At 56.5% G+C, this 17,055-nt stretch carries 19 protein-coding genes; 2 read left to right on the top strand and 17 right to left on the bottom strand.

Annotated features, from left to right (window positions below):
* Nucleotides 1–555: 555 nt before the first annotated feature.
* The 7 genes from CHB83_RS07960 to fumC form a co-directional block, all read right to left on the bottom strand.
* Nucleotides 556–1,176 (bottom strand): thioredoxin family protein, encoded by a 621-nt coding sequence (locus tag CHB83_RS07960; protein ID WP_089332236.1) that lies wholly within the window; start codon nucleotides 1,174–1,176, stop codon nucleotides 556–558.
* A gap of 103 nt (nucleotides 1,177–1,279) precedes the next feature.
* Nucleotides 1,280–1,783, bottom strand: coding sequence for a DinB family protein (locus tag CHB83_RS07955; protein WP_089332235.1), 504 nt, complete (start codon nucleotides 1,781–1,783; stop codon nucleotides 1,280–1,282).
* 75 nt (nucleotides 1,784–1,858) lie between these two features.
* Nucleotides 1,859–2,335: a DUF6970 domain-containing protein gene (locus CHB83_RS24075; protein ID WP_245855305.1), complete on the bottom strand. Its 477-nt coding sequence runs from the start codon at nucleotides 2,333–2,335 to the stop codon at nucleotides 1,859–1,861.
* Nucleotides 2,336–2,458: 123 nt separating this feature from the next.
* Nucleotides 2,459–2,860, bottom strand: coding sequence for a diacylglycerol kinase family protein (locus CHB83_RS07945; protein ID WP_245855304.1), 402 nt, complete (start codon nucleotides 2,858–2,860; stop codon nucleotides 2,459–2,461).
* Nucleotides 2,853–3,452, bottom strand: a complete 600-nt coding sequence (locus CHB83_RS07940) for a GNAT family N-acetyltransferase (protein ID WP_179225483.1) — start codon at nucleotides 3,450–3,452, stop codon at nucleotides 2,853–2,855. The genes CHB83_RS07945 and CHB83_RS07940 overlap by 8 nt, the downstream gene beginning before the upstream one ends.
* Before the next feature lie 70 nt (nucleotides 3,453–3,522).
* Entirely contained in the window at nucleotides 3,523–4,605 is a 1,083-nt protein-coding gene (locus tag CHB83_RS07935; protein WP_089332232.1) for a DHH family phosphoesterase, read from the bottom strand.
* Nucleotides 4,606–4,721: 116 nt separating this feature from the next.
* On the bottom strand, nucleotides 4,722–6,128 hold the full coding sequence (fumC, locus tag CHB83_RS07930; protein ID WP_089332231.1) for a class II fumarate hydratase: 1,407 nt from the start codon (nucleotides 6,126–6,128) through the stop codon (nucleotides 4,722–4,724).
* Between the two features lie 195 nt (nucleotides 6,129–6,323).
* Between fumC and CHB83_RS23495 the strand changes: the two genes are divergently transcribed.
* Nucleotides 6,324–6,572, top strand: a complete 249-nt coding sequence (locus CHB83_RS23495) for a hypothetical protein (RefSeq protein ID WP_143437043.1) — start codon at nucleotides 6,324–6,326, stop codon at nucleotides 6,570–6,572.
* A gap of 138 nt (nucleotides 6,573–6,710) precedes the next feature.
* Here CHB83_RS23495 and CHB83_RS07920 read toward each other — a convergent pair whose 3' ends face one another.
* From CHB83_RS07920 to CHB83_RS07875, 10 genes are all read right to left on the bottom strand, one after another.
* Nucleotides 6,711–8,123, bottom strand: a complete 1,413-nt coding sequence (locus CHB83_RS07920; RefSeq protein ID WP_089332230.1) for a TonB family protein — start codon at nucleotides 8,121–8,123, stop codon at nucleotides 6,711–6,713.
* The gene (locus CHB83_RS07915; protein WP_089332229.1) at nucleotides 8,110–8,742 is read right to left on the bottom strand and encodes an RNA polymerase sigma factor; all 633 of its coding nucleotides are present in this window, start codon (nucleotides 8,740–8,742) and stop codon (nucleotides 8,110–8,112) included. Before CHB83_RS07915 ends, CHB83_RS07920 begins: the two co-directional genes overlap by 14 nt.
* A gap of 387 nt (nucleotides 8,743–9,129) precedes the next feature.
* The gene (locus CHB83_RS07910; protein ID WP_089332228.1) at nucleotides 9,130–9,903 is read right to left on the bottom strand and encodes a porin family protein; all 774 of its coding nucleotides are present in this window, start codon (nucleotides 9,901–9,903) and stop codon (nucleotides 9,130–9,132) included.
* An 845-nt stretch (nucleotides 9,904–10,748) separates the two neighbouring features.
* Entirely contained in the window at nucleotides 10,749–12,062 is a 1,314-nt protein-coding gene (gene rimO / locus CHB83_RS07905; protein WP_089332536.1) for a 30S ribosomal protein S12 methylthiotransferase RimO, read from the bottom strand.
* Between the two features lie 274 nt (nucleotides 12,063–12,336).
* Complete coding sequence (gene ftsY, locus CHB83_RS07900; protein ID WP_045689233.1) at nucleotides 12,337–13,314, bottom strand: signal recognition particle-docking protein FtsY; 978 nt, start codon at nucleotides 13,312–13,314, stop codon at nucleotides 12,337–12,339.
* A 190-nt stretch (nucleotides 13,315–13,504) separates the two neighbouring features.
* Entirely contained in the window at nucleotides 13,505–13,666 is a 162-nt protein-coding gene (locus tag CHB83_RS07895; RefSeq protein ID WP_072144823.1) for a DUF4295 domain-containing protein, read from the bottom strand.
* 8 nt (nucleotides 13,667–13,674) lie between these two features.
* Nucleotides 13,675–13,857 (bottom strand): 50S ribosomal protein L33, encoded by a 183-nt coding sequence (gene rpmG, locus CHB83_RS07890; protein WP_045689232.1) that lies wholly within the window; start codon nucleotides 13,855–13,857, stop codon nucleotides 13,675–13,677.
* 182 nt (nucleotides 13,858–14,039) lie between these two features.
* Nucleotides 14,040–15,614, bottom strand: coding sequence for an aminopeptidase P family protein (locus CHB83_RS07885; RefSeq protein ID WP_089332227.1), 1,575 nt, complete (start codon nucleotides 15,612–15,614; stop codon nucleotides 14,040–14,042).
* A 289-nt stretch (nucleotides 15,615–15,903) separates the two neighbouring features.
* Nucleotides 15,904–16,143: a 50S ribosomal protein L28 gene (gene rpmB / locus CHB83_RS07880; RefSeq protein WP_045689230.1), complete on the bottom strand. Its 240-nt coding sequence runs from the start codon at nucleotides 16,141–16,143 to the stop codon at nucleotides 15,904–15,906.
* A 95-nt stretch (nucleotides 16,144–16,238) separates the two neighbouring features.
* Nucleotides 16,239–16,424, bottom strand: coding sequence for a DUF5522 domain-containing protein (locus CHB83_RS07875; protein ID WP_082455538.1), 186 nt, complete (start codon nucleotides 16,422–16,424; stop codon nucleotides 16,239–16,241).
* 14 nt (nucleotides 16,425–16,438) lie between these two features.
* On the opposite strand from CHB83_RS07875, the gene CHB83_RS07870 reads away from it, so the two are divergent.
* On the top strand, nucleotides 16,439–17,035 hold the full coding sequence (locus CHB83_RS07870; protein ID WP_089332225.1) for a hypothetical protein: 597 nt from the start codon (nucleotides 16,439–16,441) through the stop codon (nucleotides 17,033–17,035).
* Nucleotides 17,036–17,055: the final 20 nt, after the last annotated feature.

Genomic DNA, 17,055 nt, shown 5'->3' with positions numbered 1-17,055 from the left:
TCCTACCTGCATTACTATCCACAACTGTGCTACGTCCGTCTGTAGAAAGTGTCGGTTGGGCAAGTAGAATAATGGGACTTAATACCAGCCAAAACAGCATAGGTAGCCCTGAGCGGAAAAGTGTTTTCATATAAATGGTTAGAGTGAAAGAGCAGAGTCATGACCATAGATGACTGATTTATCATCTAGGTATAGGAGTCAAAAATAGCGGGTCGGGTATAATTATTCGTTGTTCTGACTTTACTCCCGATGATTTAATTATTAATCTTTCTCCATACTCTCGATTTGATTAGCATATCATCTAATTATTAGAGCAAATAATACAAGTACGCCCTTTTGTGTTTCAAAATGGGAAATACGTTTGCAACATGCGGTACCGTAAAAGGGCTCAATACGCCTATAGAAGAGGTGGTGCGCCTTCTTTATTTGTATAACTATTCTTATTTTATCTTTTCTTATAAACACACAGCCCCCACACAAGCTAAAGCTGTGTGGAGGCTGAAACTGGGTCTTGCAGGTTAAGCGCTGGGTTGACCTACCTCGCAGGCAGGCAGGCTAAGCCAATCCGTGCAGAATGGTTAGCAGTTCATGCTGCGTAGCAACGGTTTTGTCCTTGGCATACCACCCGTGGAGCTTCTCGGCAAACTCCTCGTGCGTGGCACCAGCGGCTTTCATCTCCAAAAACAAATCTTGCGCTAATGCTGGGCGCGGGCCCCAGTTAGTTACCTCCGTGAGTAGGTCGGCGTTTAGCACTACTAATTTGGGAATGGACCGGCTTCCATTGGTCAGGTAGCGGTCCATCAGGTCCAGGTTTTCGTCGCGCAGGAGGTAGTAGGTGCGTATGCGGCCGTTGCTGGCTTGGGCTATCTTTTCCAGTACGGGCACAATCTGCGCAGCATCGCCGCACCAGCCTTCCGTAAGGATTACCCACTCGTAGGTTTGGGTGATTTTATCGAGTGCGTCCTGAAGCTCCGGTAGTAGTTGCGCTTTCGCATCAAGGCGCTCCATGCGCTGGATGTTCAGGCGGGCATACGCCGTTAGGGCCTCCGTTTGGGTAGTACCGGTAGTCTTACCTTCGGCCATAAGCTCGTCGATCAGCTGGCGGTAGGAGGCGTAGGAATAAGCACCAGCAAGGTGCTCGGGCGTTAGCACGGGGGGTAAAGAAGTGTTGGGCATGAGTGGTAGCTAAATAGGTAGCAGTCGTATAACAACGAAAAACCCTTTTCGGTGGCCAATGACTCAACCGAAAAGGGTTTCTATTTTTCTAGCAGCTCCCTGCCTACAAGCTAGGCACATCGGCCGCCTCTGCCTTTGCCGAAAGCTCGCGGCAATAGGTGATGAAGTCGGTATTGATAGGCTCCAAGCCGTTGAGACGCAAGTCGCGCGCTACCTGGGCCCGGTGGTAATTGCCGTGCACGGGTACGTGGGTCAGAATGTCGGACACTTGGCTGGTGTAGCCCTCCCCGATGGAGTTGGTATACGTAATCAGGCGCAGCATTTCGGCATCGTCGGCATCAATACCATACTGGTGAAACCGATCCGAGGTCTGCTCGTGCCAGTGGTGCAGGGTGGCCAGGTCATGCTCCTGCCACACTTTCACGGGGCTGGGGGTACTGGTCATGCGGCCCAGCCAAATGGCTTGCGCATTGAGTACGTGGCTAAACAGCCGCAGGGCGCTACTTGGAATGGTAGCTCCGCCGGCAACTAAGCTGTCGAGGTGGTTGAGCAGGGTTTCGTTGGCCCACACGGTGTAGGCGCCCAACTTTTCAATGGTGTTGATCATAGGAAAAAAGAATATGAGGAAGGACCGGGTGAACTGCCGAGGCGAGCTACCCTTCCTTCTCGTCAAAGAAACAGGTTAGCGGGGGTCTTGCCACACAAGGCGCTCCTCGGTTCGGGTTTTAGCAAAGTCGGCGCAGTTACCGTCGCCGCGGCCAGTTAGGCCACCGTCGGGGTGGCAGAGCACCTTGCCGCTGGCATCGTAAAGGGTTGTAAACTGGTCGCAACAGGGCGCCGATTCAAAGTACACCGTGTTGCCTTTGTACTGGTAACTCATGATTTGAATAGGCGGGTTTTGCTTTTTCTCCTTGAGATGCTCCTCAATGCGTGCCTGCAACCATTGCGGCCGTTTCTTCTCGTCGAAGTCGGCGGGAGCGGCTTGGGGAGATGGCTCTACCGTGTTGGTACTAGTAGGAAAAGGAGTGGAAACACTGCTGCCGGCCAGTCCCGTTTGGGGTGCGTCGGTGGGCGTAGTTACGGCTACACTGCGCTGGCAAGCAGTGGTGTGCAGCAGCAGGGCTACGGCGGGGGCAGCCAGGAGTAAAGGCAGACGCATGGGTAAGGTGGGTAGAGTTTCCCGTCGCCTGGGGGCATAGGGGCGGCAAATATGCACACAAACCCTGGTTACGCAGTCTACCGAGCGGAGTTGGCTCATCGGTATGCAAGCCAACAGTAGAAGCTAAAAAAGCGCCCACACGCGCGGCCCAAAAATCAGAAGGCCCACTACCAATGCAGCCAAGGCCATCATCAGCACGGCCCCAGCGGCTACATCCTTGGCTCGCCCTGCCAGTGGGTGATATTCCGGCGACACTAAGTTTACCACGGCTTCAATGGCGGTATTTACTAGCTCGGCGCACCACACGGCTCCCACGGCCAAAGCTACTGCGGCCCACTCCCACCGAGCCAGCCCGAAATACAGGCCCAGCCCAATGACCACTACCGTGGCCGCGGCATGAAACCAGAGGTGCACTTCGGTGCGCAAGGCTGCCACTACTCCCTGAAACGCGTAGCCAAAGCTGGCCGCCCGTTGGCGCATGAGGGCCGGAAACCGGCGGGGTGGTGGAGGGGTAGGTTCAGCCACGGGCGTGCTGGTCGAATGCGCCGAATACCCGTTGCCGCAACGCGGGCCACTCAGAACGAATGATGCTAAAAATGACCGTGTCGCGCCGGATGCCGCCCTGTGTGAGCCGGTGGCTGCGCAACGTACCTTCCTCAGTGGCGCCCATCTGCCGCATTGCGTTCTGCGACTTCTGGTTGCGGGCATCCGTTTCCAGTTCTACCCGCTCGCAGCCTAGCTCGTCGAAAGCATACTGCAATAGCAGGTGCTTGGCGGCCCGGTTGAGGCCCGTGCGCTGGAAGTCGCGCCCAATCCAGGTGTAGCCAATACTCAGGCGTCCGTCTTCAGCAACCACATTGTAATAGCTCGTACTGCCAGCCACGCGTCCCGTTTGCTTGTCAATGATGACGAATGGGTAGCGCCGCTTCTGCTCCCGGGCGGCCAGGGCCTCTGCCACGTATACCTCTACCCCCGCGCGGTCATCGGCGCGGCTGAGCATGTAGCGCCAGATTTCCGGGTCGGCGGCTGGGTTTTCTAGCTCATCTACGTCGGCGGCAGTGAGAGGACGCAGGAGTGCCCGGTCGTTTTCAAGCTGGATGTCGACAGTGAAATTCATAGTCTGGTAGCCCGTCATAAGTGCGCGTAAAGATGCCCGAAAAACCGGTAGTTGTGTTTCGGACAGCTACTTAATCACCGTACCCCAGCCCTCGGAGCAGCACGGCGTACTCGGTGGCGGAAAGGTGCCCACCGCTGGCCTGCGGGTGGCCGTGGGCAAAATTGCTGGGCGGCGTGGCACCTACTCTAGCAAAAGCGGCGCGCAACAGGTCCGGAATGTGCAGGCTGCCAGCGGCCCGCCCCGAAATGGCCACCATTCCATTGGGTAGGTAGCCCAGGTTGGCGCACAGTACTACCCGGTCGGAGAGGCGCGAAATCCACTGCTGGGCAATCAGCGGATGAATTTGGCAGGGCGAATTGATGGTGACGATGGCAACGGGGGCGGCAGCAGGGCCCTGGGGCGGAAACTTTGGGGGTAGCTTGCGGGCGGCGGCAAGGGCAGCCGCTACCTCGGCGCGGTAGCCAGCCAGCTTTTCATCCTGAGCTAAGCCGCGCGGATTATCGTCGTGGAGAAGGTAGCGCAGTGGTAGCCCCAAATCAAACTCGCCGGCCCGGCGGGCGGCATTGCACATGGCTACCGCTTCCTTCAGCCACTTGGCGGTGTGCTGCTTTTTCACGGCGGCCAGCGGAGCCCACGCTGCCTGGTCGCCCAGGTCTGACACTACGCCAATGGCCGCCACCCACTGTAAATCGGTGACGTCGGCTTCGGCGGCCAGTAGCTCGTAGGCAAGCCAGGCGGAGCAAGGCACTGGGTTCAGCCCGTACCCCGTAAGCACAGTGCTGCCGGCTGGTGGGTTGCCTTCCGGAATGTGGTGGTCGACGTAGAGCACGGGTACTCCGTACTGCTCCAGCGTGCCGTGGGCATGCACGCCCAAGTCGGTTACAATAAGGGCGGCTGGTTGGAGGGTCAGGAGCCGCTCGTGCGCACTCGGCGTAAGAAACGCATTTTCGCCCTTACCCGACGGCACTACTTCTACCACCCAGCTTGGGTCAATTCGATTCAGCGCCCGTCCAAAGAGGGCGCCCGCCGCTAGTCCATCGGCATCGAAATGACAAAACACAACGATACGGCCACCGGCTGGCACTTGCTTTAAAAAGGCTCGGAAGGGCGCCTCAAATTGCGGATACGCGGGCATGAAACGGGCAGCCCGCATGGTAGCAGGCTGCCCGTTGTTCGTAAACTAAGCAACAGAGGTTATGTTGACGATAACCAGTACCAATATCCAGGCGCTCTTCCCTTGGTGAGAAGGAAAGCCAGGTACTACTCTTGTTACTTCTTAATCTCGCCAACCATGTCTTCGGGCTTGAGCCACTCGTTGAACTGCTCCTCAGTGAGGTAGCCCAGTTGCAGAGCCGTTTCCTTCAGAGTAGAGCCATTCTTGTGCGCCGTTTGGGCAATTTCGGCGGCTTTGTAGTACCCGATGTGGGGATTGAGGGCCGTTACCAGCATCAACGACGAATCTACGTGCTTCTTGATGTTGGCTTCCAGAGGCTCGATACCAGCCGCACACTTATCGTTGAACGACACGCACACGTCGCCGATGAGGCGAGCGGAGTGCAGGAAGTTATAGATCATCAGGGGCTTAAACACGTTTAGCTCGAAGTGGCCGTTCATGCCGCCGATGTTGATGGCTACGTCGTTGCCCATCACCTGCGCCGCTACCATGGTCATGGCCTCCGACTGGGTGGGGTTTACTTTGCCAGGCATAATGCTGGAGCCGGGCTCATTGTCAGGAATGTGCAGCTCGCCGATGCCAGCACGCGGCCCCGAAGCCAGCAGACGAATGTCGTTGGCAATCTTCATCAGGGAGGCCGCTACCGTTTTTAGGGCACCGTGGGCTTCCACAATGGCATCGTGAGCAGCCAGGGCTTCAAACTTGTTTTCGGCCGTGATGAAGGGCAGGCCGGTCAGGTCGGCAATGTGCTTAGCTACATTCTCGGAGTAGCCGGGAGGCGTATTGATGCCCGTGCCAACGGCCGTGCCACCCAGGGCTAGCTCAGAGAGGTGAGCCAGGGTGTTCTTGATGGCGCGCAGGCCGTGGTCGAGCTGAGAAACGTAGCCGCTGAACTCCTGCCCTACCGTGAGCGGGGTAGCATCCATGAGGTGGGTACGCCCAATTTTCACGATGTGCATGAACTGCTCCGACTTTGCCTTCAGCGTGTCGCGCAGCTTCTCAATGCCCGGAATGGTGTTTTCCACCAGAATCTTGTAGGCCGCAATGTGCATGGCCGTGGGGAAGGTGTCGTTCGAGCTCTGCGACTTGTTTACGTCGTCGTTGGGAGCCAGGAACTTCTTCTCGTCGGAAAGCTGCCCGCCGTTGAGCACGTGGCCGCGGTAGGCTACTACCTCGTTCACGTTCATGTTGCTCTGGGTACCCGAGCCGGTTTGCCATACCACCAGCGGAAACTCCTTATCGAGCTTGCCTTCCAGGATTTCGTCGCACACACGGCCAATCAGTTCAGCCTTTTCAGCGTCGAGCACACCGGCGTCGCGGTTGGTGAGGGCAGCGGCTTTCTTCAGGTAGGCGAAGGCGCGGATAATTTCCTTGGGCATCTTATTGATGTCCTGGGCAATCTGGAAGTTGTCGATGGAGCGCTGGGTCTGGGCGCCGTAGTAGGCGTCGGCCGGCACCTGCACGGTGCCCATGGTGTCTTTCTCCTGACGGAACTGGGTCATGATCCTTGAGGGTGAGAAGGTGATGAGGTGACAGATACGGCAGTACCCAGTGAGGTAGTCACGGGCCTGAGGTGGGGCAAAAGTACACAACGCCGTACGGCCCCGCACCGCTACCCCAAAATTCTGCCCGAGTTTGGCCCAGCCCCAGGCGGCTCGGCCCCGTATACCCAGGCTCAACCTGTAATCCCACGTGATATGAGCCCCACGAACTCTTTCGACGCCGAATCGGACGCCCTGTCTGTACAACCCGAAAAGCCAACCACCGCGCAGCCTGCCGCTACCACTACTCCCTCCTCCACCGAGGAAACACCCGTACCCGTGGCTGGCAACGGCGCCCCCGACTATAGCCACGTAGAAGTGAAAACCGAACCAGAGCTCCCCCGCGAGGTAGAGCCTGGCGGCAGCGCCACCGAACCTGAAAGCGGTGGCGGCTACAGCGGCTAGCAATATACTACCCTGCAAGGCGTGAGGTGTCTGCTTCTTGCCAAGACAGGTCCTACAACACGAAGCCCGGGCTCTTGTAGCAAGAACCCGGGCTTCGTGTTTCCTTTATCGTCAGAAAGAGGACTGAAAGCGTTCTGGCTACCGCTCCTCTATCTTAAAGGGGACACTGATTTCAACGGTACGGCTGGTGCGGCGGCCGTTTTGAATAGCCGGAAACCATGCGGGGCCTTCCTGCAGCAGCCGGATGGCTTCAGCGTCGCACTCCTCCGAGAGCTTCTTCACTACTTTGATATCCGATACTTTGCCATCGGTGCCCACCACGAAGCGCAGCTTTACGTTGCCTTCCTGCCGGTCTTCAAGGGCTTTCTCAGGGTAGTCGAGGCTGTCGCGCAGGTACTTCTTGAGGCTGGCATACCCACCGGCCGGCATGGCTCCTACCGCCATAGGGGCAGGCGGTGCATCGCGGCGCACTACCACTACCTCACTGAGTTGCCGGGAGTCGGGGGCTAATGCCAGTGCGAGGCTAGTAGGCTCTGCCGGAACGGGCACTGCCTGCGTAGCATACCCCACGGAGCTAACGACTAGATGTTTCGCCATAGCTGGCACAACTAGACTAAACGACCCATCGGCCGCCGTTACGGTGCCCGTAGTAGCGCCCTCAACTAGGATGGTAGCCCCAGCCATTCCTTCTCCCGATCTTTTATCAGTAATACGCCCTTGCACCAGCTTGGTGCCCGCTACCATTGGGGCCGCAGCCGAAGCTACGGCCGCCATTTTTTGCTTCCCCGCTGCTGGGGTAGCAGCTATGGGCATGGCGGCGGGTGGGATGACGACGGTATACTCTTTGGCTTCAGCAGGCGAGGTAGGATTGGCAGAGTCCATCAGCGCGCTCATCCTCATTATCTCACTACAATTACGTAGTTCTTCTGTATCGATATATTCAGGTTGAGGATCAGAAGCATCTTGCACGGACATCTGCTTGCGAGTCCGGCTCAGGCGCCCGGCGGAGCGCCGCGGGAGCACGAAAGCGTGGGGAGCAGAAGCAGGGCCCGGCGTAACAGCCACAACTGCCGGAATACTGGCCGCTGATTCTGGCAATACCAGTGCGGGAGCAGACGATGGAATAGGAGCCGTTGCAATTGCTTCCCGCTGCTCAGCTACCGGCTGCGAGGCCGTATTTAGTGGAACCAAGCGCAGCAGGGCAAACCACACCACGGCCGCCCCGAGGGTAAGTAAAAGAACGGCGGCGGCCGCTAGCTGCTGCCAGGCCAGCCCCAGGGCTGGCTTAGGCTTCGACTCAGTAGCCAGTTCCTCCACACGGGCCCCGAGACGCCTACGCAGGTCGCCCATACTAGCCTCAGTAACGGCAGCGGGCTGCAGCTCCAACCCTTCCAGAATATCGGCGCACCGGGCGCAGTCTAGGGCATGGGCCTCCACATGGTGCTGCTCAGCGGGTGGGAGCGTCCCGGCCACGTAACGGCGCAGCACTTCCACCGGCAGGTGCCGGCTGGCAGAAGGCATAAGCTCAGAAGTGGGGTTATGGGGACGCATTGGAGGCAGCAGTTGATTGAAGGTGGCGGCGCAGGTTGCGCTTGCCGTTTTGGATGTAGCTTTTTACCGCGTTCAGGTCGAAGCCCGTGAGGTCGGCTATGTCGCGGTAGCTTTTCTTTTCGAGGTAGAACAGCTCCAGGCATTGTCGCTGGCCGGGTGGCAGTTCAGCTAAGGCATGTTCTAGCTGCTGAAGCTGCTGTTCGTGGAGGTCGGCCTCGGCGGGGTCGTCTGTTTCCAGATGCCGAGCCACCACCGATTCCATACCGGCGGCATCCGGAAAGTGAACCACCAGCGCCCCTCCGGCCGCGGGGCCAGCCCGCTGCCGGGCCCGCAACGCCATTAGGCAGTGGTTGCGGGCAGTAGCGTGTAGCCACGGAGCAAAGTTTTCTACCTCGTGCTGACGCAACTTACTCACCAACTGCTCAAACAGTTGCATGACAGCATCCTTGGCATCGTCCTCGTCGCGCAGGTAGCGCCTTGTGATGGCCAGTACTTCCGTCATGTGGCGCTCATAAAGCGCGCCTAGGTCGTGCACATCGCCTTGGGCGTGGTAGCGCCGCAGCAGCTCCGCATCGGATAGCTCAGCAGCAGGCGCAGGACGGGAACGACGAAAAAACATGACGGAATGCAGCGCGGGAACCTGTGCAAGCTACGGCTTCAACGGCGGAAAAGCACGTGCTTCAACACGCTCAAACCAGTGCGTCGGCCGCAGTGGTATCCTTGTAAAATATTTTTTCAGTCGGTGTGGAATTCAGCTTAGCTCAGCATCTGACCAATTACCAAGGTAGCCGGATTCGGCCTGTAAGGCATCTTCTCAGGCTGCGGCGCAGGCAAGCGGTAGTTGCAGCTACTACTAAGCCCGTGGCTCACCCGGTTGCTCTGGCGTTATCACAAGTTGGCGTGTACTATCTCGTGTGCTTATTCCGTAGTGTTTGACGCAAAACAAAAGCCCCACCGAAAGTCGGTGGGGCCTTTGTGCAGGGAATAGGGGAGCAGGAGAGAGTGATTAGAACGAGTAGTTGATAGAAGCCTTGATGACGCGGTTCTGCGCATCGAAATTGTTGTTCTTGTCTAAGGAAGACAATCCGTAGTCGTAGCCAGCACTAACACCTAGGCCCGACTGAGACTGGTAACCCAAACCGCCCGTTACGGAAAAGTCTACTGGGCGGAATTGCTCTTTGATGTCGAAGTCTTGGTTGAAAGCGGAGAAGCCAAGGGCACTAGCATTCACGCGGGCCTTACCAGCTAGCAGCACGGAGGCCTGGGGCCCGGCGTAGAGGTAGAACCCATCCGTAAGGTAGGCCTTTGCTACAAGCGGAATGTCGAGGTAAGCCATGCGTGCCGTGGCCTTCACTCTGGCGTTTAAGAAGTCGAACTGCTCTAGCGGAATACGGCCCGTGAGCACGGTACCCTTCTCGGAGTAGAACACGCCGGGTTCAATGGCAAAGCGAGGCCCCAGCGGCAAAGTAGCGTACAGACCAGCATGGAAACCGGGCTTCATTTCCTTGGTTACGGCACCATTGGTATATCCGGCCAGGTCCATTACGCTGTTCACGGCGTCACCCGACCAGTCAGAAACGTTAAGACCTGCCCGAACTCCAATTTTCGCCCCGCCAGCAGCCGAGGATGAGGAGTAGGAAGTAGATGAACGAACAGGGCGAGCCTGCGCTTTGCCCGTGTAGGCAGGTACACGGTGGGGCTGAATTTGAGCTTGGGCAGAAAAGCTGGAAACAACGAGAGCAGCAGCGGCCAGAAGGCCAGCTATGCGAAAGAATTTCATATTGGAAAGGCGAAAAGGCAGAGAGAAAAAGAGCAAAACCAGCCGCCGCGTTGCGCACCGGCGAATCAGCTGGCCTCTGACCCTCACGATAAAAAAACCGTGCCAAAGCCTGTGTTCCTACCATCTCCTCATACTCGTTATCCCTATCTATGCAACGAGCTTTATTATAAGTGATTCTCAAAAAACATCAATTCCACCCACATAATTATCATAACAAAAAATATTGACTTTACCGAGTTACTTCTGCGGCCCTACAGTATAAAACAGCACCAAACGCGCTGCTGGTGTTAGCTACATTCGTTATTCTATCTTCTAAGGCGCCCCTACTGGCCGGCTAGTTTTAGGGCACTCGTCCGCACCGAAACCTACTTCCTTCGTTTGGCGGTATTGGAAAATTACTGCTTTTTCCGTTGGCGTTAGCTCTCTATTTCGCGCCCAATTCTCTGGGCTATTTCTTTCACATCTGGGGGCTTCCTACTCGTGCTTTTCTTATCCCGACTGCTGCCTTTGGGGCTGCTGGCCGGCGGCTTGTTACTGCCGCTTGTACCCAAATATACCTTTCGAGTTGCTTGCCAAGCCATTATAGCACTGCCCGAAAGTGTACTCTCTTACCTGACACCGATGTCAAAAACGAATCTACACGGCTCCCTCCCCACCACCGGGACATAGATGAGAATACTGCTGCAACAGCGGACTAGCTATATGCCGCGGTGGGAGCGGCCGGGATGGGCTGAGCATGAGTTGAAGCTGCTCAAGGCAGCGTACTTGCTATAAACTTCAAATGCCCACGCTCCTGAGTACGGAACGTGGGCATTTGAGCTAGATAAATACGTGGTTGGTCGGTCCTACACTAGTTTGCCGTACAGGTCGAAATCGGAAGCTTCCGTAATCTGCACCTGCGCGAAGTCACCGAGGCGCACAAACGTGTCTTTAGTGGCTGGCACCAGCACTTCGTTGTCTACTTCCGGCGAGTCAAACTGAGTACGGCCCACAAAGTAGCCGCTTTCCTTCCGATCAAAGAGCACCTTGTGAATCTGGCCTACTCGCTCCTCGTTCAACTCCATCGAAATACCCTGTTGCAACTCCATAATCTGGTCGGCGCGGTCCTGCTTTACATCGGCGGGCACATTGTCTTCCAGTGTGAAGGAATGCGTGTTGTCTTCGTGCGAGTAATTGAAGATGCCCAAACGGTCGAAGCGGGTGTCCTCCACGAACCGGTAGAGTTCCTCAAAATCTTGCTGAGTCTCGCCAGGATGGCCAGCAATCAGCGTGGTGCGCAAAGCAATATCGGGTACCCGCTGGCGGATAGTATCTACCAGCTCAATGGTGCGGCGCTTGGAAATACCGCGACGCATAGTTTTCAGCATGTTATCTGAAATATGCTGCAACGGCATATCCAAGTACTTGCAGATATTGGCGCGCTCGTTCATCACATCCAGCGCATCCATGGGAAACTGCGAAGGATACGCGTACTGCAACCGAATCCAGTCGATGCCGGGCACGTCGGACAAGTAACGCATCAGGTCGGCCAGCTTCCGCTCGCCATAGTGTTGCAAGCCGTAGTACGTCAGGTCCTGAGCAATGAGAATCAGCTCCTTCGTACCCATGGAGGCCAGACGTTTCGCCTCCCTTACTAAGTCTTCGATAGGCCGGTCGACGTGCTTGCCACGCATGAGCGGAATAGCGCAGAAGGAGCAAGGGCGGTTGCACCCTTCCGCAATCTTAAAGTAAGCATAGTGCGAAGGTGTCGTTAGCAAACGCTCCCCCACCAGTTCGTGCTTATAGTCGGCCTCCAGCTTCTTCATTAACTGAGGCAGCTCCAGGGTGCCGAAGTAAGCATCGACCTGCGGAATCTCCTGCTCCAGGTCGTCCTTGTAGCGCTGGGAAAGGCAGCCCGTCACGTACAATTTCTCCAAGCGGCCCGCCTCTTTTTCATCGGCGTAGCGCAGGATGGTATCAATGCTTTCCTGCTTGGCGTTATCAATGAAGCCGCACGTGTTGATAATGACGATGTTGGCGTCGCTTTGCTCGGCTTCGTGCGTCACCTGAAACTGGTTGGCGCGGAGCTGCCCCATCAACACCTCCGAATCGACGATGTTTTTGGAACAGCCCAGGGTGATGACGTTGACTTTATTAGCCTGTTGGCTTCTTACTTTCATGCTGGATTGGGTAGGCAGGCGGCCGGGCAATTTCTTAGAAGTGAGAAACTTGCCCGCTACGGCCTGCGACGAAAATCGGACCGCAAAGGTACGAATCCGGCAACACCTTTTCCTAGGGTGAATGTTCCTTTTACCACTAAGCCCCCTGCCACGTGCCCCATTAGCAACAAGAGCAGCTAGCTTCCTCATCACCATCTATTACTAGGCGGCTCATACACAAATGCCCCGCCGGAGTAATCCAGCAGGGCATTTATTGTTCTGTATACGTTACAGCTTACTTCTTGAACAGGGAGTTTACGAACGTGTGCCGATCAAATAGCTGTAAATCGGTCATTTTCTCCCCTACCCCGATGTAGCGCACCGGTACCTGAAGCTGGTCTGAGATGCCGATAACCACCCCACCCTTGGCCGTGCCGTCGAGCTTGGTAATGGCCAGCGCCGATACTTCGGTGGCTTTGGTAAACTCCTTGGCCTGTAGGAAAGCATTCTGACCAGTACTACCGTCGAGCACCAGCAACACCTCGTGGGGCGCATCGGGAATCACCTTCTGCATCACCCGCTTGATCTTGCTCAACTCATTCATTAGGTTCACTTTGTTGTGCAAACGGCCGGCCGTGTCAATAATTACTACATCGGCTTGCATCTCCACTCCCTTCCGCACGGCATCGTAAGCCACGGAGGCGGGGTCAGTGTTCATCCCGTGCGAAATGACTGGTACGCCTACCCGCTGGCCCCAAATGATCAGCTGGTCAACTGCAGCAGCACGGAATGTATCGGCGGCCCCCAGCACTACTTTCTTGCCCGCCGAATGGAAACGGTGGGCTAGCTTACCAATGGTTGTGGTTTTGCCCACGCCGTTTACCCCCACCACCATTATCACAAAGGGCTGACCGGTGTTATCCGCTCGGTCGAGGATGGCGCGGGAGCCAGTGGCACCGCTGTTACGGTCTAGCAGGTCGGCTATTTCTTCGCGCAAGATGCGGTCCAGTTCCGAGGTGCTCACGTACTTGTCGCGAGCTACCCGCTTCTCAATGCGGTCAATAACCTTCACCGTGGTATCAATGCCCACATCGGCGTGCACTAGCAAGGTTTCTAAGTCATCAAGCACGGCTTCGTCTACCGTGCTTTTGCCTACTACGGCCTTGCTGAGCTGATCAAAGAAGCTGGTTTTGGTTTTCTGCAGGCCTTCATCAAGGGCCTGCTGTTGCTCCTTGCTTTCCTTGTCCTTCTTGAAAAAATCGAAAAGTCCCATGCGGTGAGGATGTTGCGCGCAGCTCCAGCCTAGCGCGTCAATGCTGAGGTTGAACGGCTTGTGGCTGAGCGCTGGAGCGCTAGCCGTTCACCGGGGCACGCACCAGGTATGTCGTGCTAGATACAACGCAAAAAAGTCCCACGCTGGCGGGACTTCTTCACTTCAATTCGGTTGCCACAAAGGCCAGAGATTACTTAACGCCAGTGGCGATGTACTCCTGCACTTTATCAACGGGCACCATCTCTTCCTTGAAGGTGTAAGCGCCAGTTTTCTCCGATTTCACGGCACGGATGACTTTCGCCCAGTCCTTGCCGGTAGCGGTTTTCAGGGTTGCTACTACTTTCTTAGCCATTGCTCAGATTACTTGATTTCCTTGTGAACGGTCATCTTCTTGAGCACGGGGTTGAACTTCTTCAGCTCGATGCGCTCAGGAGTGTTCTTACGGTTCTTGGTGGTGATGTAGCGCGAGGTGCCCGGCTGCCCCGAGTTCTTATGCTCAGTGCATTCAAGGATTACCTGCACCCGGTTGCCTTTTTTAGCCATCTCGACGGGGGTTTGGGATTAAGGACTGCAAAGGTACAATGCTTTTGGGAATTGTCAAACAGTTAATGGACTGTTATTTAGTATTCCCCTAATCTAATACCCAGCAAAAGTTCTTTTGACGACCCTACAAGCTACTATGCACTCTGCGTAACGGCTCAAATAAAAATTTGTGGGTGGTGTATTTAACGCAAATCGGGCAGCTTAAAGTTGTCTAAGACACTGGTTTTAGCCATCATAGCTTCTACCTCTGCCACCGTACGCGGCGCCTCGCGCGACAGATTCTCATAGCCGTTTGTAGTTATTAGTATATCATCCTCAATACGTACGCCAATATTCCACCACTTCTTGTCGCAGGGGCTGCCCTCCGGAATGTAGATGCCAGGCTCCACCGTAATAACGTTGCCAGCCGTGAGCGCACCATTGCTACCCCGGTCGTGCACGTCGAGGCCCAGGTAGTGGCTGGTACCGTGGGGAAAATAGCGGCGGGCTTCATCACTCTTCGTGATGATGCCGAGCTTGATAAGGCCTTGGGCCACTACCTGCTGCGCAGCGGCGTTAGGTGCCTGAAACTCGGCGCCGGGTTTGCAGGCCGCAAAACCGGCCTCTTGGGCGGCTAACACCAGCTCGTAAATCTGGCGTTGAGCGGGGCTAAACTTGCCGGAGGGCGGTATGGTGCGGGTGACATCGGCAGTGTAGCCGTGGTATTCGGCCCCGCAATCCATGAGCAGCAAGTCATTTTTTACCTGGGGCTTGTCGTTTTGCGTGTAGTGCAGAATACAGCCATTGTTGCCAGCGCCCACAATGCTGGGGTAGCCTTCAAATTCGGCGCCGTACTTCTTGTATATGTACTCGTGCAAGCCCTGCACTTCCATCTCTCCCATGTCGGGCCGCAGGTGTTTCATCACTTCCTGCTGCCCCACGGCACTGATGCGAACGGCCCGCCGTAGTAGGGCAAGCTCTTCCGTAGTTTTCACCTCGCGCAATCGGTCCAGCGTTTCATCCAAAAGCGCCGTATCAAATCGGCTGCTGGGCTTGTCGGCAATAGCCTTTTTCCGCTGGGCTTCCGTTTTGGCAGCAAGGTAAGCCTGCACGTACGGGTCTTGTACGACGGCACTACCCATACCCGTAAGGTAAGCTTGCAGCCGATCTGCCCCCGCAAGGCCGTACTGCTGAATAAGCTTGTAGGCTTGGGCAAGGCTTGGATCGAAGTTCGACGGAATAGCAGCCTGCTCCCGGAACGCGGCTACTAAATCGTAGAGATCAGCGGGGTCTTGGGCGTCGTTGCGAACGTCGGTTGGTAGGGGCAGGAAGTGAACCTGGCTAAAGCCTGCCCATTTGATACCCGACTTCAGGAAATTCTTGTTATCGGCCACGTACTGGAGCTGCAATTGCTGTTGCACACCTTCTTTGCCCAACCGACGCCCCATCCACTGCTCGGCTTTGGGGTCACGTGGCTGCACAAACAGGGCTTCCGTTACACCCGCCTGCCCATTGATGGACTGGGGCTCCTTGAACAGCACTAGCACGGCCCCCGGCTCTTCATACCCCGTCAGATAGTAAAAGTCGGGGTGCTGGTGGTAAGTGAAGTCTACATCGTTGGCCCGGTTGCGGACGGGGGCGGCGAATAGCACGGCCACGGAACCAGGGGACAGAGCTTGGCGCACCAGCTCACGACGCTGCTTATGAAAGGCTGGGGCCAAGAAATCAGCGGGGCGGTCGGGGCCAGCGGCGCGCGGGGCTTGCGCTGAAGCGGACATCCCTGTCCCCAGCAAACTAGTGAATAGCAGGGCGGGCAGGAGTTGCCGGCAGGCAAGAGTTGGAAGCAGTTGAAGCATAACAGGACAAAGACCGCGCGCAACCGGCAGCGTTGCGCCAGTAGTCACTTATCAACCACAGAGTACAACGCCAGTACCCGCGTACCAGGACTGGTAAACGCACGTAGCGCGAAGCTTCCGCTCTGCACATCGCCCAAGTTTTCCGAGTAGAAAACCTGCTTGATGCGCTAAGCGGAAGCTTCGCGCTACATTTTTACAGCTTGTCTAAAAGCTAGTAAACGATGAAGCCCTGCTCCTTAGCCTTCTTCAGGACCGACATGATGCCGTTCTTGTTGATGGTGCGGATAGTGCTGGCAGCAACTTTCAGCGTAACCCAAGCATCCTCTTCGGGGATGTAGAAACGCTTCTTCTGCAGGTTCGGGTAGAACTTGCGCTTGGTCTTGTTATTGGCGTGCGACACGTTGTTGCCTACGCGGGTACGCTTGCCGGTCAGATCACAAACTCGGGCCATGGTATCAGGAGCTTAAGGTTTCAATGCTGGAAAAAGGGACGCAAATATCCGAAGTATTTCGATAGAAGCAAACCGAACGGCTGAAAAATAGCGGGTTAGCCCTGTTCCGGCTCGTCAGGCAACTTCTTTTTATGTTGACCACTGCGCCAGGGGCAGTGCCGACAGCCACTACCGCAGCAAGAGCCTCGCCGCAGATGATACTGTTCCGTAAATACCATGAACCCTTCGGGAGTGAAGTAGTAGTCACCGGGTTGGAGGGGTTGCGGGGTGGGGCGCGGCACGGTAGGCAAGACAAATGAAGCAGCAAGGTACGAAGGAGGTGCCGCCCGGACCAGTTGAAAACTTGTTTGGGCATTCCATTGTATCTTCCTGGAAGGGCGACTATTTGCAGGCGCCAGCCATTTTGCTTACTGCTATGCGCTACTCCCTACCCCTTTTATTGGCTGCCACGCTATCGGGCGCGGCCCTGGCCCCACAGTCGCAATCCTCAGCGGCGCTGTCGGCCTTGGTATTACAACTAGCCCAACCGCGGAAGGCGCTGCCTGATCTACCCGTGAAAGAGGCCCGCCGTACCCTCAGCCAAGCTCGGCAGCGCTACCAGCGGGGGCTACCCGCCGGCACCAACCTTTACCTCACGGCCCGCGTGCTTAACGAAGTAGCAGCCCCCGAACCAGTGCTGGTGGCAGTGGATACGTGGCAGGGCAACCATATCAGCGGCCGAATTGTGCGCACCACTGCCGATGGCCGGGCCACCACCGCTACCGACCCCGTAGATTTCGATGAGCCTGCTGTGCTAGACTGGCTGGTGCTCCGCCCCGATGGCGCGGAGGAGGGTAATTACCTTGGCAAGTTTCTGGAGTTAGAAGACCGTTTGGCTTCCCTAGAAGACTAGGCCCTGCCCTAGCTTCTGGC

It is taken from the genome of Hymenobacter mucosus (assembly GCF_900188255.1).
Lineage (GTDB): Bacteria > Bacteroidota > Bacteroidia > Cytophagales > Hymenobacteraceae > Hymenobacter > Hymenobacter mucosus.
Note: the sequence above shows the minus strand (reverse complement) of the source record. Positions and strands in the feature narration are given on the sequence as shown.